This is a genomic window from Arthrobacter sp. P1_B4 (assembly GCF_056406555.1).
Map to the genome: position 1 here is coordinate 24,495 of NZ_JBFTZW010000008.1, position 17,064 is coordinate 41,558.

Sequence of the window (17,064 nt, forward strand, 5' to 3'; positions counted from 1 at the left end):
TGAGACCGCCCAGTGCCCGGCATAGGGTAGGCGGATGACTGTTCAGCCAGGCCTGCACCGCCAACACTGCTCCGTTGCCGCCCCCACCCAGCTGTGGCTCGATCCGGAAGGCCGCCTGGCCGGGGAGGTCAAACCGCCCGGAGCCGGTGACTCCGCTGATCCGGCCGGCTTCACCGGGCTGCTCCACGGCGACACCCGGATGCTCTGCCGGGCGCTGGTGCGCGTCAACGGCCTGGAACCCGAACCGGCCACCGTCGAGACGGAGCCCGGCGGCGTCCTGCGCGTCCGGGGCCTGGTCCGGGGCATCCCGGGACCCACGGAGGATCCCGCCGTCGAGCTCCTCCAGACCTGGACGGTGACGCCGGGCGTGGTGCGGCACACCCTGCAGCTGCGCACCTCGCTGGATTCCCTCGACGTCGAAATCGACGTAGCCCTCGCGGCCGACTTCACCGACATGGCCCAGATCCGCCTCAGCCGCTTCCGTGACCCGTCCGCGCCGGTCTCTGCCGATGAGTCCACGCTGCGCTGGCAGGAGGGTGGCAAGACCCTGGCGGTCGCGGCCCCGGGCGCCGTCACCCCGGAAGGCCACCTCGCCTGGCGCGGAACCCTGGGCCGGGGCCGGCCGTTCGAGGCCGAATGGCAGGCCGTCCTCACCGACCATGATGACGCCGTGGTGGCTGCCCGCCCGCCCGCGGCCAGGTCGCCGCGGACCGGACCGGCCGGGGCCCTGGGCCTGCTCCTGGATAACTCCCTCGATGACGTGGCCGGGCTCCGCCTGGCCACCCGCCAGCTGCCGGACGCCCCGTTCATCGCCGCCGGGGCGCCCTGGTACTTCACGCTGTTCGGACGGGATTCGCTGTGGGCTGCGCGGCTGTTGCTGCCTCTGGACACCGGCACGGACAACGGGCTGGCGGCGGGCACTCTGCGCGCGCTGGCTGCTTTCCAGGGCACCCGGACGGACGCGGCGGCCGCCGAGGAACCCGGCAAGATCCTGCACGAACTGCGGTCCAAGGAACTGGTGCTGGAGAGCCAGAACCTGCGCCTGCCGCCGGTGTACTTCGGGGCGGTGGATTCCACCCCGTTATGGCTTTGCCTGCTCGGTGAACTCTGGCGCACCGGCCGGGACGAGGACGCCGTGCGGTCGCTGCTGCCGAACGCGGCTCGCGCCGCGGAGTGGCTGCTCGCCGCCGGCTCCACCGGAGCGGACGGCGCAGCCGGCAACGGCGGGTTCCTCAGCTACCGTGACTCCACGGGCCACGGCCTGAGCAACCAGGGCTGGAAGGATTCCCGGGACGCCATGCAGTTCCGCGACGGCCGGCAGGCCGAGGGGCCTATCGCCCTGTCCGAGGTGCAGGGCTACGCGTACCAGGCAGCCATGGAGACGGCGGAACTGTTCGACGCGTTCGGGGAACCGGGCGCTCAGGCGCTGCGCGACTTCGCCGTGGCCCTCCGGATCAGGTTCCGGGAGCGCTTCTGGGTTGAGGACGACGGCGGGCCGTTCCCGGCCATGGCCCTGGACGGGCACGGGGTCCCGTTGGACATCCCGGGCTCAAACATGGGACATCTGCTGGGCACGGGCATCCTGGACGCGGCCGAAGCCCGGATCGTCGCAGACCGGCTGGTGAGCCCCGAGCTGTTCTCCGGCTACGGCGTGCACACGATTTCGCGGCGGGCCGCAGGGTTTTGGCCCTTCAGCTACCACTGCGGCTCGGTCTGGAGCCACGACACCGCCATCGCGATCCGCGGCCTCCTAGCCGACGGTTTCGTCGCAGAGGCACGCACCCTCGCCGACGGCCTGATCGCGGCGGCGGCCTCCTTCGGGCACCGGTTGCCGGAGGTGTTCGCCGGGGTGCGGGCCGAGGACTCGAGCGTCGCGGTACCGTATCCGGCGTCGTGCCACCCGCAGGCGTGGTCCTCAGCCTCGGCGGTGGTGATCGCCCAGGCGATGGGCGTCGGACTCTGACAGTCCCGCGTCCACTGGGCTATGCCCGGACGGGGCCGCGGCGGCGCGCAGCCCGTCGGCCAGGATAACGATCCCGGTAACGGCGAGCGCCAGGCCCATGGAGGCGAGCACGTCCGTCAGCCAGTGATACCCCAGGTACAGGCGGCTGAAGGCAACCACCAGTGTCCCGGCAGCCGCTGCCGCGAAGCCGAGCACCGACGTCGTCCGTTTGCCCGTCCGCGTGCCGCGGGCCGCCAGCAGCAGGTAACTGAGGACGCACAGGAAGACGCCGGCCCCGAAGGTATGGCCGGAGGGAAAGGACAGGGCGTCGTCGGGTCCCAGCATGAAGCCGCTGGCGGCGGGCCGGCTCCGGCCGACGTCGTGCTTCACCAGCGTGGACACCGCGAAGGTGGCCGCCATAGCGCCGACCAGCAGGGCTGGACGCCAGACTTCACGCTTGAAGACCGCCCAGGCCAGTGCCACGGCGCAGCCGATCACCGTCATCCACAGCGGCGACGTCACCGTGGTCACGGCCGCCAGGATGGCGGTGGCCAAGGGGGTCCGGGACGCCACGATTCCGTCGTGCACGGGCGCGTCCAGGTCAGCCACGCCGCTGTTCGACTGCACGGCGGCGAGCACGGTCCAGAAGATCGTCTCACCCGCAATTAACAGGCCCGCTGCCACGAAGAAKAGCCGTTGTTGGGACGGCAGCGGCAGGCGGGCAGGGGGTCGCGGGGCACGCTGGGCAAGGAGCATTCGCCCAATCCTGCCAGAGGCAACTCCCTGCAGCCAGCAAGGCCGCTGGGAATTCTCTGGGATGCGCGGCGGGCGAGCGCTACGGTTCCGGGGGCCGCCTGGTCTGCGGGTACGGCGTGTCGAACCTGGCCAGCATCTCCACGAACCCGGCGATCTTCCTCTCCCGGGTGGAGGCCTGCTTGACCGAGTTGGTGCGGTAGATCAGGGCATACCGGTTCACGGACGTCAGGACCTCGAACATCGCCTGCGCCCGCGGGTCCGCCGCGATGGCGGCGGCGAGGTCATCCGGGACCTCCGCCGTCGCCGCGCCCGAATAGGCGGCCTCCCAGCGCCCGTCCGCCTTGGCGGCGGCGACGGCCGCCTGCCCGGCGGGGGCCATCCGCCCCGCCGCCTCCAGGCGGTCAATTCGCTCCACGTTCCGGGCCGACCACACGCTCTTGGGTCCCCGCCGGGTCATCCGCTGGAATGAGCTTTCCTCGTCCCGGCGCCGCCCCTGCCCGTCGATCCAGCCGAAACACAGCGCCTCCTGCAGCGCGGCCTCGTAGTCCAGCTCCGTCACCGATCCGCCCTTTTTGTGCAGCACGAGCCACACGCCGGGACTCTGCGCGTGGTGCTGCTCCAGCCAGGCGCGCCACTCGGCGGCGTCCTTCACCAGCAGTTCCTCAAGTTCAGCAGCCATGGCCCCATTGTGCCCTGCTGTGCTGACCGGAGGGGTGCTTTGGTGGCACCATGTCAGGAGGAGCCAAAAACCGTCCCTCGCAAGGAGATCCCATGCTGCGCGTCCGCCCGATCCACTACACCTCCCGCATGGACCGGTGGGAGGGCCTGCTGTCCGCCCTCGGCATGGTGCGCACGGTCGACGACGGCGACTGGCAGGAGTTCGACGCCGGCTCGGGCCGCCTCGCGCTGCACCGGGTAGCGGCGGGTGCCGCCGGGGCTGATGCCGCTGCCGGTGCCGGTGCCGGAATGGTGCTGGATGGAAAGACTGACTTCGGCGTCGAGGTCGGGGATCTGGCGGAGTTCGCGCGCCGCACCAATCTGGCCGGCGCGGAGGACGGGACCACCCCGGCCGAGCTGGTCAGTGCCCGCCACGGCGATACCTGCCGGATCACGGGCGAGGACGGGTTCGGCTTCTTCGCGGACAGGGCCGCCCACGGCGCGCAGTGCGCGGACGCCGATCCTGCCCTCGCCGTCGTCGAAGTCTGGTTCACGCCGGACGCTGCCGCCGCCGCGCAAACCCTGCGGAACATGGGCGCCCGGCTACGGCCGGCCCCGGACGACGACGAAACGGCGGATTTCACGGCGAAGAACGGCGGCGTGCTGATGGTCCGGCCCGCCAGCGGCGCCGCCCGGACCGGCCTGGGCTTTGAATACACCGGCGACCTCGGTGGCCTGCGGGACCGCCTGGCGGCCGCCGGCCACCGGGTCAGCCTGACGGAAGAGGCCTTCGGGCGGACCCTGCACGTGGCCAACCCGGACGCGGCTGACCTGCCTGAGAACCCCAACGGGGCGATGCTCTGGATCTCCCAGAAGCCGGAAGGCGCCTGAGACGGCACTGGCCAGGCGCCTGGGGGTTCCGCGGTGGCCGCGGAGGACCTGTGGAGTTCAGCCCTTGGTGGCCGCGGTCAGTCCTCCAGCGCCCCGTTGCAGAGCCGGTTCACTACCTCGGTGAGCATCGCCAGGCCGGCCACGATGTCCTCGTCCGTGGTGTATTCGTGCTCGTTGTGGGAGATCCCGTCCACACTGGGCACAAACAGCATCACCGTCGGGACCAGGTCCTTCATGTTGGTCGAATCGTGCCCGGCCAGGGTCATGACCTGCTTGTTCGCCAGGCCCAGGTCCGCCGCCACCTTGGCTGCGAGTTCCACGCCTTCGGGCTGGTAGGGGGTCACGGGCCAGGTGTGGGCGTGGTTGCGCTCCACCGTGACGTTCGCCAGCCGTTCGATCCCGGCGATCCGCTCGTCCAGCAGGGCGTCGGCCTCGGCAAGGACAGCCTCGTCGGCGCTGCGCAGGTCCAGCAGCAGGCTCACCCGGGACGGCACCACGACGGGCGAGTTGGGGTAGACGTTCAGTTGTCCCACGGAGGTGTGCAGCACGCCGGGGAAGGTGTCGGCGAGTTCCCGCGCGGCGACCACCATCATGGACGCGCCCAGCAGCGCGTCCTTCCGGTCCGCGATCACGGTGGAGCCGGTGTGGGCCTGCTCGCCGTGGACCACGAACTCGTATTTGTTGGCCGCCCAGTTGGAGTTCACCAGCCCGATGGTGATGCCTTCGCGTTCCATGCTCCGGCCCTGCTCAATGTGTATCTCGGCACAGTACGCGGCTTCGGGGCCCTCATAGCTGCCGCGGCAGCCGATCGCGTCCAGGGCCTCGCGGACCGAGACTCCGGCCGCGTCCGTGGTGGCCAGCGCGGTCTCGAGTTCGAGCTTTCCGGTGTAGACGGAGGAGCCCATCATGGACGGCTTGAAGCGGGAGCCCTCCTCGTTGAACCAGTTGACCACCGCGATGTTGAACCGGGGCTGCCCGGCTGCTCCGGCCGCGGCCCACTGCTCCACGAGCCGGAAGGCCGCGTGGGTTGCGGCGAGCACGCCGTACGCGCCGTCGTAGCGACCCGCCGTCGGCTGGGAATCCATGTGGGATCCCACCACCACGAAGGGGGCACCCGGCACGGCCTCATAGAGGCCCCACTGGTTGCCGACCCGGTCGAACCGTACGGTGAAGCCCTTGGCCTCCAGCAGGCCCGTAAGCCATTGCCGCTGCTGGCCGTCCGGCACGCTGGCGGCCTGGCGTTCCACACCGCCGTTCTCGGTAGCGCCGAATTCGCTCATGATGTGGAAGTCCCGCACGAACGCGGCGTCGCGGGTGCTGAAAGAGGTCTGAGTGGTCACGGTTTTCCCCTATGAACGATTGGTGGCTGTGCTGAAGAATGGACCGGTTGCGGCCGAATCGACCGCAACCGGGGACGTGAGGCCGGGGGTCCGGAACGTAAAGCTCCCCCCGACGGCGGTTGCCAGCACCTCGAGGTCGGCGATGCTGCCCGCGGTGAGCGGGGACCCGGACAGGACGGTGAAGTCGGCCAGCTTCCCGGTGGTCAGTGAGCCTTTGATGCCAGACGTGCCCGTGGCTGCGGCGGCTCCGGTGGTGTAGGCCGCCAGGGCCTGGAGCGGGCCCAGCCGCTCGTCCGGGTTCCCGAACACGGCCCCGGAGGCGGTGCGCCGGTCCACGAACGCCTGCATGCCGCGGAGCACGTTTCCGTCGGCCACGGGGCGGTCGGAGCTGCCGGCGAGTGTCACACCGGCGGACAGGAACGACGCCGCCCGATAGGCCCAACCGAGCCGTTCCGGGCCGAGGGACAGCGTCATGCCGTCCCCGCCGTCGGCGAAGAAGCTCGCCTGCGGGGTGACGGCGATGTCCGCGGCGGCCAGCCGTTGCAGCTGTTCCGGCCGGGTCATCGAGGCGTGTTCGATCCTGTTGGGCACGGTCCGGGGGCCGTATTTGGCGGCGCAGCCGGTGATGATGTCGATCGCGAGGTCAACGGCGCGGTCGCCGATGGCGTGCGCCGCGATCGACCAGCCGGCCGCGTAGGCGGCCTCGATCTTTGCCCGGAGCGCGTCCGGTTCGGCCTGGAAGTAGCCGGTGTTGCCGGTGTTGTCCGTCCCGCCGTGGCTGCAGTAGTCATGGCTGACCGCGGCCGTTTCGCCGAGCAGTGACCCGTCCAGGAAAACCTTCGCCGGGCCCAGGGACAGGAAGTCGCCGCCGAAGCCGCTGGCGATGCCCAGATCCAGTCCGGCCGGCGTGGTGCCCGGCGGGTGCTGCCCGCCGAGCGGGTGGAGGACATCCAGAACGGGCATCAGCTGCGCCCGGGCGTGGAGCCTGCCCGCGGAGGCCGCCCGCTGGTAGGCGGCCAGCTCCACAGGGCTGTGGCCGATCCAGCCGCCGCCGATCCCGGCCTCGGTGAAGCTCGTGATGCCCTCCGCGGCGTAGTAGCTGGTGGCCCGGTCCAGTGCGGCTTCGATCGCCTCGGACGAGTACGGCAGGATCAGCTGCTGGATCAGCTGCTGCGCGGTTTCCTGGACCAGCCCGGTGGGGCGGCCGTCGGCGTCGCGGACAATGACGCCGCCGTCGGGGTCCGGAAACGACGCCGGTTCGGCGCCGGCCAGCCGGAGCGCAGCCGTGTTGACTACGGCCATGTGCCCGGAGTTGTGCCGCATGAACAGCGGCCGGTTTCCCGTAATCCGGTCCAGGACGGTGATGTCCGGGAACTCGCCGCCGTGCTGCTGCTGGCTGAAGCCGGTGGCCAGCAGCCAGTCCGGTTCCGGCCCGGTCCCGGGCTCCGGCTCTGGCCCTGCCTCAGGCCGCGCGCTGTCTGCCGCCATGCCGGCCTCCAGCAGGGCGTAGAGCTGCGTCAGGCCGCGCGCGGCGGAGACGTCCAGTTCGCCCAGGCCGAGCCCGAACCAGGTGGTGTGGCAGTGGGCGTCGATGAAGCCGGGGGTCACGGTGGCGCCGCCGAGGTCCAGGACTTCGGCTGCGTCCAGGCCTGCCAAGTCGTCGTCGAGGCCCACAATCCGGCCCTGCCAGACTCCCAGCGAGGTGGCATGCGGGCGGCGCTCATCCATGGTGATGATGTCCGCGTTGCGCAGCAGCAGATCGAGTTTCAAGGGTTACCTACGCGGTTCTTTAGCGGTGGGAGGTGGTGACTGACTTGATGCGGGTGTAGTCCTCCAGGCCAAAGACGGAGAGGTCCTTGCCTGTCCCGGAGTGCTTGAAACCGCCGTGCGGTGCCTCGGCCGGGATCACCTGATGGCAGTTGATCCAGACGGCGCCGAAGTCCAGCTCATTGGAGACCCGGGTGACCACTCCGTGGTTGTTGGACCAGACGCTGGAGGCCAGCGCGTACTTGGTCCCGTTGGCCAGCTCCAAGGCTTCGGCCTCGTCCCGGAAGGGCTGGATGGTGACGACGGGTCCAAAGATTTCCTCGCAGACCACCTCGTCGGCCTGGAACACCCCGTCGATGACGGTGGGTTCGAAGTGGAAGCCGGCGCCCGTCCGCTTGCCTCCGGCCAGGACCCTGGCGTTCGCGGGCAACCGGGACATGAAGCCTTCTACCCGGTCAAGCTGGGCGGCGCTGTTCAGCGGACCCAGGTCCGCGGCGTCGCCGCCCACCTGCAGCGCTGCGGCTGCCGCGGCGAGCGCGGCGCCGAACTCCTGGTGGATGGAGTCCTCGACGAGCACACGGGTCACTGCGGTGCAGTCCTGCCCGGCGTTGAAGAACGCACCGAGCGCGATCTCCCTGGCCGCCAGGTCAATGTCGGTGTCGGCGAAAACGATCGCCGGTGCCTTGCCGCCGAGTTCCAGGTGGACGTCCTTGAGGGTCTTCGACGCCGCGGACATCACCTGAGCCCCGGCCCGGGTGGAGCCGGTGATGGACACCATTTCCGGGATCTCGTGATCCACCATGGCGGCACCGGTCCCCCGGCCGCCGCAGATGACGTTGACGACGCCGGCGGGGTAGGCCTCCTGCGCCAGTTCGCCCAGCACCAGGGTGGACCAGGGCGTGGTGTCGGCCGGTTTCAGGACCAGCGTGTTGCCGGCGGCGAGCGCCGGTCCGATCTTCCAGATGGCCATCATGAACGGGTAGTTCCACGGGGTGATCTGGGCGACCACGCCGAGGGGTTCGCGCCGGACGCTGGAGGAAAAGCCGCGGACGTATTCGGTCTGGGCGGTCCCGGACACCACGCGGCAGGCGCCGGCGAAGAAGCGCAGCTGGTCGGCGCCGCGGAGGATCTCGATCTCGCGGGTGATCTGGCGCGGCTTGCCGGTGCAGGCTACCTCGGCGTCCAAGAGCCTGTCGACGTTGGCCTCGATGAGGTCGGCGAGTTTGAGCATCATGGCCTGGCGTTCGGCCGGGGTGGTCCGCTTGTAGCTCTGGAAGGCGGTGTGGGCGGCCTGGAAGGCGCGGTCTACGGTGGCGGCGTCGCTGTCCGGGGCGGTGCCGAGCTGGACTCCGGTGGCGGGGTCGAAGAACGGCAGGGTGGCCGCGTCCGAACCGTCGGCGGCACTGCCGGGGACGATCTCACCGTTGATGATGTTGTGCAGGGTGATCATGACAGGCTCCGGTCAGTTGCTGGCGGTCTTGGGCGAGCGGGTGGTGGGGTCCTGTGGGAGGTGCAGGACTGCCGGCAGCCCGGAGTCGACGGCACGGCGGAAAGCGGCGCCGAAGTCCTCTGCCTTCTCGACCCGTTCGCCGTAGCCGCCGTAGGACCGGGCCAGTGCGGCGAAGTCCGGGTTGGTCATGTGTGTGCCCGAGGGCCGGCCCGGGTAGTGGCCTTCCTGGTGCTCACGGATCGTGGCGAAGATGCCGTTGTCCACCACGAGGGCGATGAACTTCCCGCCGTGGCCCATGGCCGTGGCCATTTCCTGGCCGTTCATCATGAAGCAGCCGTCACCGGCCACGGAGATCACCTGGCGGCCGGGGTAGGCCAGGGAGGCAGCCACCGCCGCCGGGATCCCCATGCCCATGGCCCCGTTGCGGGGTGCGGCGAGTGAGTTCGCGGTGTTGTGCTTCAGGTAGCGGGCCGGCCACAGCGAGTGGTTCCCCGCCCCGTAGGTGATGACGGCGTCGTCGTCCATTTCCTGCTTGAGGATTTCCATGACGACGGCGAGGTCCACCCCCGTGCCTCCATCCGGCTGCGCCGAGGAGAATTTTTCGTAGTCGGCACGGGCCCCGGCCAGCCAGCCGGCCTCGGGATCCGCCGCGGAATCCGTGGCGGCGAGTGCGGTGGCGAAGGACGCGACGTGGGCCGGAATGTGCTGGTCCAGCCGGCCGAAGTGGCCCAGCAGATCGGCGCCGGGGTGGACGACGACGGTGACGGCATCCAGTCCGCGCTTGTAGCCGTCGGAGAGCACGTCGGCGCGGACGCAGCCGACGAAGACCAGCAGGTCGGCCTCGTCGAGGCGGCGGGCGTTGGCGTCGCTACGGGCGTAGCCGAGGTAGCCGGCGTAGGAGTCGCTGCCGTGCGGGACGGCGTCATAGGCGCGGAAATCCGCGAGCACCGGGATGCCGTGGCGGGCGGCCCAGCCGGCCAGCGCGTCGGAGGATGCCTGGTTCCAGCCTTCGCCGCCCACCACGATCAGGGGCTTCTTGGCCGCGGCCAGGCGCGTCTCGAGGCCGGCGAGATCGGCTGCTGCAGGTTCAGTCCGGGCGACGGTCCGGGGCTCCACCGTGGCCGATTCGATCGCGTGGACCAGCACGTCTTCGGGCAGGCCGATCACCACGGGTCCCGGCCGGCCGCTGAGTGCTGTGAAGATGGCGTCGTCCACCACGCGGGCGGCGGAGGCGGCGTCGTCGAGCGTCACGACTTTCTTGGCGGTGCTGCCGAACCAGGCGTTGATGTCGAATTCCTGGAACGACTCCCGGCCGCGGTCCGCGACCGGGATGAGGCCCACGAACAGGATCATCGGGGTGGCGTCCTGGTGCGCGGTGTGGATGGCGATGAAGGCGTTGGCTGCACCGGGACCACGGGTCACCATGGCCACGCCCGGAAGCTCCGTGAGCCGGCCTTCGGCTAGGGCCATGAACCCGGCGCCGCCTTCGTGGCGGGTCACCACGGTTTCAATGGAGGATCCGTGCAAGCCGTCCAGCACATCCAGGAAGCTCTCCCCGGGAACACCGTAGACGCGCTGGATACCGGCTCGTTCCAGCTGGGCAACAATCAGGTGCCCGGCGGTGGTTGTTGCACTCAATGCTTCATTCCCTTTTCTTCGATACTCAGTGCGGGGAGGAAAATGCCGGACAGCGCGGTCAATACGGACACCACCAGCAAGATGATGGCGCCGGGCCAGAATGAGTTGCCATTGGCGGCCACGAGGGCGGTGGCGATCAGCGGCACGAAGCCGGAGATGACGCCCGCGCTGTTGGAGGTGATGGCGACGCCGGTGTACCGGACCTTTGTGGCGAAGAGTGCGGTCAGGGCCGTTCCGGACACCGCGTAAGGGATGGACAGGGTGCACACGCCGATGATCATGGCGATGATGACCAGGGCGGGGTTGGCGGTGTCGATGGCCAGGAAGACCGGCACGGCGATGACGGCGGATGCGATGCCGCCCCAGAGGATGACCTTGCTGGCACCGTATTTCTCGCCCATGCGGCCAGCCCAGATCAGGGCGAAGATTTCGAAGACGGCAGCGAGGAGCGAGCCGAGAAGCAAGGTTTCGTAGGGCATCTTGAGCACCTTGGTGCCGTAGAAGACTACGAAGCTGGTGATGAGGTAGAAGCCGCCGATGCCCAGCAGCGCCGAGCACATGCCCACCAGGATCTGGCGCCAGCTCTTCGTCAGGACGCCGCGGATGGGGGCGTGCTCGGTCTCGCCAGACTCCATGAGGGCTTCGAATTCCGGGGACTCGCTGAGCTTGCTGCGGATCCACATCGAGATGGCCAGCAGCGGGATCGCCGCGATGAACGGGATGCGCCAGCCCCAGGCATCGAAGTTGGCTTGGCCCACCAGGTAGAGCATTCCGAAGAAGCCGCCGGAGGACAGGATGGTGCCGATAGGCGAGCCGAGCTGCGGGAGGGCAGCGTAGCGGGCGCGCTTGGCAACCGGGGCGTTTTCGACTGCGATGATCACCGCGCCGCTCCACTCGCCGCCGACGGCGAGGCCCTGCAGGATGCGCAGGGCAACCAGCAGGATGGGGGCCGCGACGCCGATCGTCATGTAGTTCGGGAGCAGGCCGATGAGCCCGGTCACGAGGCCGATGCCCACGATGGTGACCATCAGGATCTTCTTGCGCCCCACCTTGTCCCCCAGGGCCCCGAAGATGAAGCCGCCGATCGGGCGGGCCACGAAGCCCACGGCCAGGGTGGCAAAGGAGCTCATGGCCGAGACGAAGGGGTCCTGGGACACGAAGTACTGCGCGTTGAACACCAGCGCTGCGGCCGTCGTGAACAGGAAGAAGTCGTACCACTCCAGCGCCGTTCCGACGAGGGCCGCGAGGGCGACTTTCTTGGCCACGCTCTCATCGACAACCCGGGGCAACTGCGGACTGGCGGTGGTGGTGGCGTTGCTTGCGCTGCTTGCCATGATTACTCCAAATAATGCGGAAGGGATGGAACCGGCCGATAAGGCCGACGGGGTGTGACTGCGCTCACCCGGTTTCTCTTGTTCCATTCTGCCAGTACATTTCGTCCAAAAAACTAGCATTGCATCACGCATTTCCATGCCTAAAATGTGTGAATGCACAATTTTCATTCGCCGGGTGATTCCCTGCGCTGGGCCGAACTGGTGGAGCTGCTCCACGGGCGGCTGGACACGCTGGCCGAAACATTTACGGCGAGGGTCCGTGACATCCCCGAGTATGCCGAAAAACAGGTGGGCTCCGGCGATCTCGAAGTGACTGCGCGCGAAACATTCAGGCGCCTGGTGGACGGGCTGCGCGGACAGGAACTCCGGCAGCAGTCCACCCTTGGTCCGGCGATGGAGTCGCTCCTCGAATTTGCTGCCGATCTGGGCGCCAAACGCGCCCGGGCCGGCATCCCGCCGGAGGCGCTCATCTCGGCCGTCCGGCTGGACTTCAGCATCATCTGGGAAGGCCTGCTGCAGATCGCCGATGCCGAGGACGCCGCGCTGCTGGCATCCAGTGTGGACAGGGTCTGGCGCGTCGTGGACCAATTCGCCACGCGCACCCACACGAGCTATCTGACCGAACGCGTGCGGATGGCCCAGGAGGAGTCCAGCATCCGCCGCGAATTCATTGCCCGGCTCTTCAACCAGGCTAGCCCCACCGCGGAGACCGTCAGCCAGGTCGCCGCCGCCCTCGGCGTGGACTCGACCGCCCGCTTCGGACTCGTGGCGGCCAGTGGCGACGCAGCAGTGAGTCTCCGAACGGCCGCGACCAGCCTGGGCTCCGGGCAACAGACTCGCAGCCGGTTCTTCGTCCACGAATTCGGTGGGAACACCTACGCGTTCTGGCCGCTCCCGCCATACCGGGACGGCGCCCGGCACTCTGTTCCCGCCGCGTTGACCGACATCCCATGCGGTTATGTTCCGGGCGTCGCCGGGCTGCGGGCGCTGCCCGCGGCCGCCCGCACGGCCGGAAGCCTCGCCTCCCTGCTGCGGCCTTCCGATTCCGGGCCCCTGTCAGCGGAGGCCGCCTGGGCCCGGCTGGCCAAGCAGCAAATGCTCGACGTCGGCCTGGACCTGCTGGCCGACCTTGAGGCCGGCCTGTCCGGGTGCCGCGGCGGCGAACGGGAGCGGCTGAAAGAAACCGTCCAGCATTACTTGGAAACAGGGAGCATTACGGCGACAGCGCAGCAGCTCTTCTGCCACCGCAACACCATCCTCAACCGGATCAGCCGCTTTCAGGATCTGACAGGCGTGGACCTGGCGGTCCCGGCGCAGACGGCCCGGCTCGTCGTCGCTTGGGCGTGACGCCGGGGTTCGGGGACGGGATGGGGTAGAACTTAACCATGAATGTGCGCACCCCTGACCCGAATCCCGGCTGGCTCTCCGACGACGACCTGTTCGAAGCGCGGGGCAGGCTGCCGATGGTCTATGTCGAGGCCGTTCCGGTCCGGCTGGACCCCCTAGGGTTCGTGAACGAGGTCGGCACCCTCCTGCAGGCCGACGAGGACGGCACCATGGTCCGGTCCCTGGTGTCCGGCCGCGTTCTCTACCGCGAGACCATCCGCGCCGCCCTGCTCCGCCACATGGAGAAGGACCTGGGCCCGCTCGCCTTCCCGCAGCTTCCGGTCAGCCCGGTGCCGTTCACCGTGGCCGAGTACTTCCCGTCGCCGTCCCATACCGGCTTCACGGACGACCGCCAGCACGCCGTTGCCCTGGCGTACATCATTCCTGTGACCGGCGAATGCTCCCCACGGCAGGACGCCCTTGAGCTGACCTGGATGACCCCGCAGGAGGTCATGGGCACGGACGTGCAGCTCGAATTCAGCGGCGGCCGGGGGGCCTTGATCCGGCAGGCCCTGGCTTTCGCGGGAGTCGGCAACTAGCCGGTTCCCTTGGGCCCGGCGCCGGCCGGGGACTCTCGGGGGCTCCCCTGCGTCCCCGACTTCGTGCGGCCGATTTTGTAGACTGTTGGGCGGACCGCAAGAGAACTTTAAGGACTCCCGATGACCCACCCCCCAGCCTCCCGGAACTACAGTGAACAGCAGGCTGGATCTCTGCGGGCCGGTGACCACCTGATTCTGCCCGACGGAAACCGCTCCGCCGAGATCCATCGCGTGGATGTCGAAACCGACGACTTTGGGACTCCCGCCATGGTGTTGGCGACCCTCAGCGGTGGCGGTGTGCTGCGGATCGCGGCGGGATCACTGGTCCGCGTTACGGACGACGCCGGGGCCGGCACCCCGGCGTCCGACGGCGGCGCGACCGGCACGCCAGCTCCTTCCGATTTCGGCGCCCCCGCGCCGGACGAGGCTGAGCCGGTCGCACCTGGGCCCGACGCAGCTGAATCCGACACTGCTGGGTCCGACGCACCTGGCTCCGACGCTGCCGGGCCCGACAATACGGCGGCCGCCGCCGTCGTCGTTCCTCCCCAGCCTGTTGCGCCCCCCGCCGTGAGCGGACCCAGCGAAGCGGACCTGGCGCTCATCCCGGCACCCGACGGCACGCCGGAGTCGGTGGTGGAGGCCGCGGCCGAGGCCCATCCGGGCGCCGTCGGGGTGCTCCTGCTCAGTGAACGGCTCGCCAAGGGCATCAACACCAAGTCCGGGAGCTGCCTGAAGGATCTCAGCGACCTCGCGCACGAGCTCTTCGTCACCCTCAAGGACCCCGACAACGCCCTGGCGGTCGCGGACCTGCTCAACGTCCTGCCGTTCGACGGCAACCCCGACCGCTGGGCCTCCGTGGAGTCATCGCTGGCGCTCTCTAGCTACATCTGCCGCCAGCTGGGTCAGGACCAGCGCGCCGGGATCTACGAGAAACTGCTCCGCGCGCCGGAGGCCATGGAAACGGACCCGTTCAAGGCCCGGATCAACGCCAAGGTGCGCCAGCGCTCGCTCAACGAGCCCAACCTGTACGACAAGGAAATCTTCCGCTCGATCGACAACGCGAACCAGGATGCGGAACGCGACTGGCGCCTGCTGCGGCTCGAGGCGCTCCTGTTCCTGCGCGCGCACGGCGGCTCCGAAACGATCGGCACCGTTGAGCTGGAACGCCGGATCGCCAACGAGCTCGAATCGGTCCGCGCCTGAGGTCTAGCGTTGGGCCCTACCCGTGGCGGGCACGGAGTTGTAGATTCACCCCATGACGAACAATCTGAGCGTTGTGATCAATTCCGACGCGCAGCAAGTTTGGACCATGCTGCGCGAACCCGCCAAGATCGCCCAATGGCACGGCTGGGTGGCCGATGACCAAGAGGCCGAAATCAACGAAATCTACTTCGGCCCCAATGTGGTCGAAGGCGCCGACCACACCTCCCTGGTAGTCGACGGCGGCGACGTTTTCACCCTGAAACCTGTCCCCACGGGCACGGAGGTCAGCGTCACCCGGGCGGCAATCGACCACAATTCCGAGTGGGCGGCCTGGGACGAGGACATCACCCAGGGCTGGCTGACATTCCTCCACCAGTTGCGCTTCTCCCTGGAACGGCACCCGCACGGCAAGCGCCGGACCTTCTTCTTCTCCGTGCCCGGCTCCGGCGGTTCCGCGATAGAGAAACTGGGGCTCAGCGATGTCCCGTCGCCGGGGGACCCGTATTCGCTCACCCTGCCCACGGGCGAGGAAATCTCCGGCAAAGTGTGGTTCCGCAGCAACCACCAGGTGGGCCTGACGGTCCACAACTATGCCGAGCACGGGGACGGCCTGCTGATCGTGGCGGACCAGCCCGCCATCGCCGACGTCCGGCCCGACGGCGGATCCCTCGCAATCGTCTCCACCTACGACCTCGGGGCCCACCAGCTGGAGGCGGTCCGCGACTACTGGGACAAGTGGCGGGCTGAGAACTACCCCACATCGGATCCCGTCCACTGAGTCCTGAGCTGCGTTAGCTGGCACACTTGAACCGTGCCAGCCAATCCTGACTTCGCGTCTTCGTCCCCCGCGCCCGCCCGGCAGTCCGAATTCTCCTTCCGCGTGGGCAAACGCCTGAGCGAGGCGTGCCCGCCGTCGGCCGGGCAGGTTGCCGCCAACGGCGGTGAGTTCCTGGGCCGGACCGGCACCATCGCCACCCCGCACGGGGAGATCCAGACCCCGGCGTTCATCGCCGTCGGCACCAAGGCCACGGTCAAGTCCGTGCTGCCGGAATCCATCGCCGAACTCGGCGCGCAGGCGGTGCTGGCCAACGCCTACCACCTGTACCTGCAGCCGGGCGCGGACATCCTGGACGAGGCCGGCGGCCTGGGCGCGTTCATGAACTGGCGCGGGCCCACGTTCACCGATTCCGGGGGCTTCCAGGTGATGAGCCTGGGCTCGGGGTTCAAGAAGGTCATCGACATGAAATCGGTGGACAATTCAGGGCCCGACGACGCCGTCGCCCCCGGAAAGGAACGCCTGGCCCACGTGGACGAGGAAGGCGTGTGGTTCAAGAGCCATCTCAACGGCGACCGGCACCGCTTCAGCCCCGAGATCTCCATGAACGTCCAGCACCAGATCGGCGCGGACATCATGTTCGCGTTCGACGAGCTCACCACGCTGCAGAACTCCCGCGGCTACCAGGAGGAGTCCCTGGAGCGGACCCGGCGCTGGGCCGAGCGGTGCATCACCGAGCACTTCCGGCTCACGGACGAGCGCGCCGGCAAGCCCTACCAGGCCCTGTTCGGGGTGATCCAGGGCGCCCAATACGAGGACCTGCGCCGCAAGGCCTGCCGCGACCTCGGCGCCATGAACTTCGACGGCTACGGGATCGGCGGGGCGCTGGAGAAAGAGAACCTCGGCACGATCGTGCGCTGGTGCAACGAGGAACTGCCGGAGAACAAGCCGCGGCACCTGCTGGGCATCTCCGAACCGGACGACATCTTCACGGCCATTGAAAACGGCGCGGACACCTTCGACTGCGTCTCCCCCACCCGGGTGGCCCGCAACTCGGCGTTCTACCACCCCACCGGCCGGTTCAACCTCTCCGGCGCCAAGTACAAACGCGACTTCGGCCCGCTGCAGGAAGGCTGCGACTGCTACGCCTGCCTGAACTATTCGCGGGCCTACATCCATCACCTGTTCAAGGCCAAGGAGATGGTCTCGGCCACCCTGATCTCGATCCACAACGAGCGCTTCGTGGTGAAGATGGTCGACGACGCCCGGCTCGCCATCGAGGCAGGCAAGTTCTTCGAGTTCAAGGCCGAGACCCTGGCGAACTACTACTCCTAGGGCGCCCCGGCGTCCAGCCGGACCTCATCGTCCGCGGCACCACCGCCCGCG

14 protein-coding genes are annotated in these 17,064 nt (G+C 68.9%); 7 read left to right on the forward strand and 7 right to left on the reverse strand.

Features of this window, described 5'->3' with window-relative positions; genetic code table 11:
* Window positions 1-34: 34 nt before the first annotated feature.
* Complete coding sequence (locus AC1D1W_RS05530) at window positions 35-1,963, forward strand: glycogen debranching N-terminal domain-containing protein (protein ID WP_476943155.1); 1,929 nt, start codon at window positions 35-37, stop codon at window positions 1,961-1,963.
* On the opposite strand, the gene AC1D1W_RS05535 is transcribed toward AC1D1W_RS05530, so the two are convergent.
* Together AC1D1W_RS05535 and AC1D1W_RS05540 are read right to left on the reverse strand one after the other, a co-directional pair.
* Window positions 1,916-2,698, reverse strand: a complete 783-nt coding sequence (locus tag AC1D1W_RS05535) for a phosphatase PAP2 family protein (protein WP_476943156.1) — start codon at window positions 2,696-2,698, stop codon at window positions 1,916-1,918. The genes AC1D1W_RS05530 and AC1D1W_RS05535 overlap by 48 nt on opposite strands.
* 79 nt (window positions 2,699-2,777) lie before the next feature.
* Window positions 2,778-3,377, reverse strand: coding sequence for a YdeI/OmpD-associated family protein (locus AC1D1W_RS05540; protein WP_028278064.1), 600 nt, complete (start codon window positions 3,375-3,377; stop codon window positions 2,778-2,780).
* A 92-nt stretch (window positions 3,378-3,469) separates the two neighbouring features.
* On the opposite strand from AC1D1W_RS05540, the gene AC1D1W_RS05545 reads away from it, so the two are divergent.
* Window positions 3,470-4,246 carry a VOC family protein gene (locus AC1D1W_RS05545; RefSeq protein WP_476943157.1) on the forward strand — a complete coding sequence of 259 codons (777 nt, stop codon included), beginning with the start codon at window positions 3,470-3,472 and terminating at the stop codon, window positions 4,244-4,246.
* A 77-nt stretch (window positions 4,247-4,323) separates the two neighbouring features.
* Here the strand turns inward: AC1D1W_RS05545 and AC1D1W_RS05550 are convergent, their stop codons facing one another.
* Genes AC1D1W_RS05550 through AC1D1W_RS05570 form a run of 5 tightly spaced genes read right to left on the reverse strand, consistent with a single transcriptional unit; the run spans window position 4,324 to window position 11,775 of the window.
* The gene (locus AC1D1W_RS05550; RefSeq protein WP_476943158.1) at window positions 4,324-5,586 is read right to left on the reverse strand and encodes a M20 family metallo-hydrolase; all 1,263 of its coding nucleotides are present in this window, start codon (window positions 5,584-5,586) and stop codon (window positions 4,324-4,326) included.
* 9 nt (window positions 5,587-5,595) lie between these two features.
* Entirely contained in the window at window positions 5,596-7,356 is a 1,761-nt protein-coding gene (locus AC1D1W_RS05555) for an amidohydrolase (protein WP_476943159.1), read from the reverse strand.
* 19 nt (window positions 7,357-7,375) lie between these two features.
* A complete protein-coding gene (locus tag AC1D1W_RS05560; RefSeq protein WP_476943160.1) occupies window positions 7,376-8,803 on the reverse strand; it encodes a gamma-aminobutyraldehyde dehydrogenase in 1,428 nt (475 codons plus the stop codon).
* A gap of 12 nt (window positions 8,804-8,815) precedes the next feature.
* Complete coding sequence (locus tag AC1D1W_RS05565; protein ID WP_476943161.1) at window positions 8,816-10,441, reverse strand: thiamine pyrophosphate-dependent enzyme; 1,626 nt, start codon at window positions 10,439-10,441, stop codon at window positions 8,816-8,818.
* Window positions 10,438-11,775, reverse strand: coding sequence for an MFS transporter (locus AC1D1W_RS05570; RefSeq protein ID WP_243181502.1), 1,338 nt, complete (start codon window positions 11,773-11,775; stop codon window positions 10,438-10,440). Before AC1D1W_RS05570 ends, AC1D1W_RS05565 begins: the two co-directional genes overlap by 4 nt.
* Before the next feature lie 153 nt (window positions 11,776-11,928).
* Between AC1D1W_RS05570 and AC1D1W_RS05575 the strand changes: the two genes are divergently transcribed.
* The 5 genes from AC1D1W_RS05575 to tgt all read left to right on the forward strand — a co-directional run bounded on the left by AC1D1W_RS05575 (window position 11,929) and on the right by tgt (window position 17,013).
* Window positions 11,929-13,122, forward strand: coding sequence for a PucR family transcriptional regulator (locus tag AC1D1W_RS05575; RefSeq protein WP_243181501.1), 1,194 nt, complete (start codon window positions 11,929-11,931; stop codon window positions 13,120-13,122).
* Window positions 13,123-13,160: 38 nt separating this feature from the next.
* A complete protein-coding gene (locus AC1D1W_RS05580; protein WP_079551800.1) occupies window positions 13,161-13,700 on the forward strand; it encodes an NUDIX hydrolase family protein in 540 nt (179 codons plus the stop codon).
* 120 nt (window positions 13,701-13,820) lie between these two features.
* Entirely contained in the window at window positions 13,821-14,903 is a 1,083-nt protein-coding gene (locus AC1D1W_RS05585) for a DUF6707 family protein (protein ID WP_243181500.1), read from the forward strand.
* 52 nt (window positions 14,904-14,955) lie between these two features.
* The gene (locus AC1D1W_RS05590) at window positions 14,956-15,681 is read left to right on the forward strand and encodes an SRPBCC family protein (RefSeq protein WP_476943162.1); all 726 of its coding nucleotides are present in this window, start codon (window positions 14,956-14,958) and stop codon (window positions 15,679-15,681) included.
* 33 nt (window positions 15,682-15,714) lie between these two features.
* Complete coding sequence (gene tgt, locus AC1D1W_RS05595) at window positions 15,715-17,013, forward strand: tRNA guanosine(34) transglycosylase Tgt (RefSeq protein WP_476943163.1); 1,299 nt, start codon at window positions 15,715-15,717, stop codon at window positions 17,011-17,013.
* The last annotated feature ends 51 nt before the right edge of the window (window positions 17,014-17,064 follow it).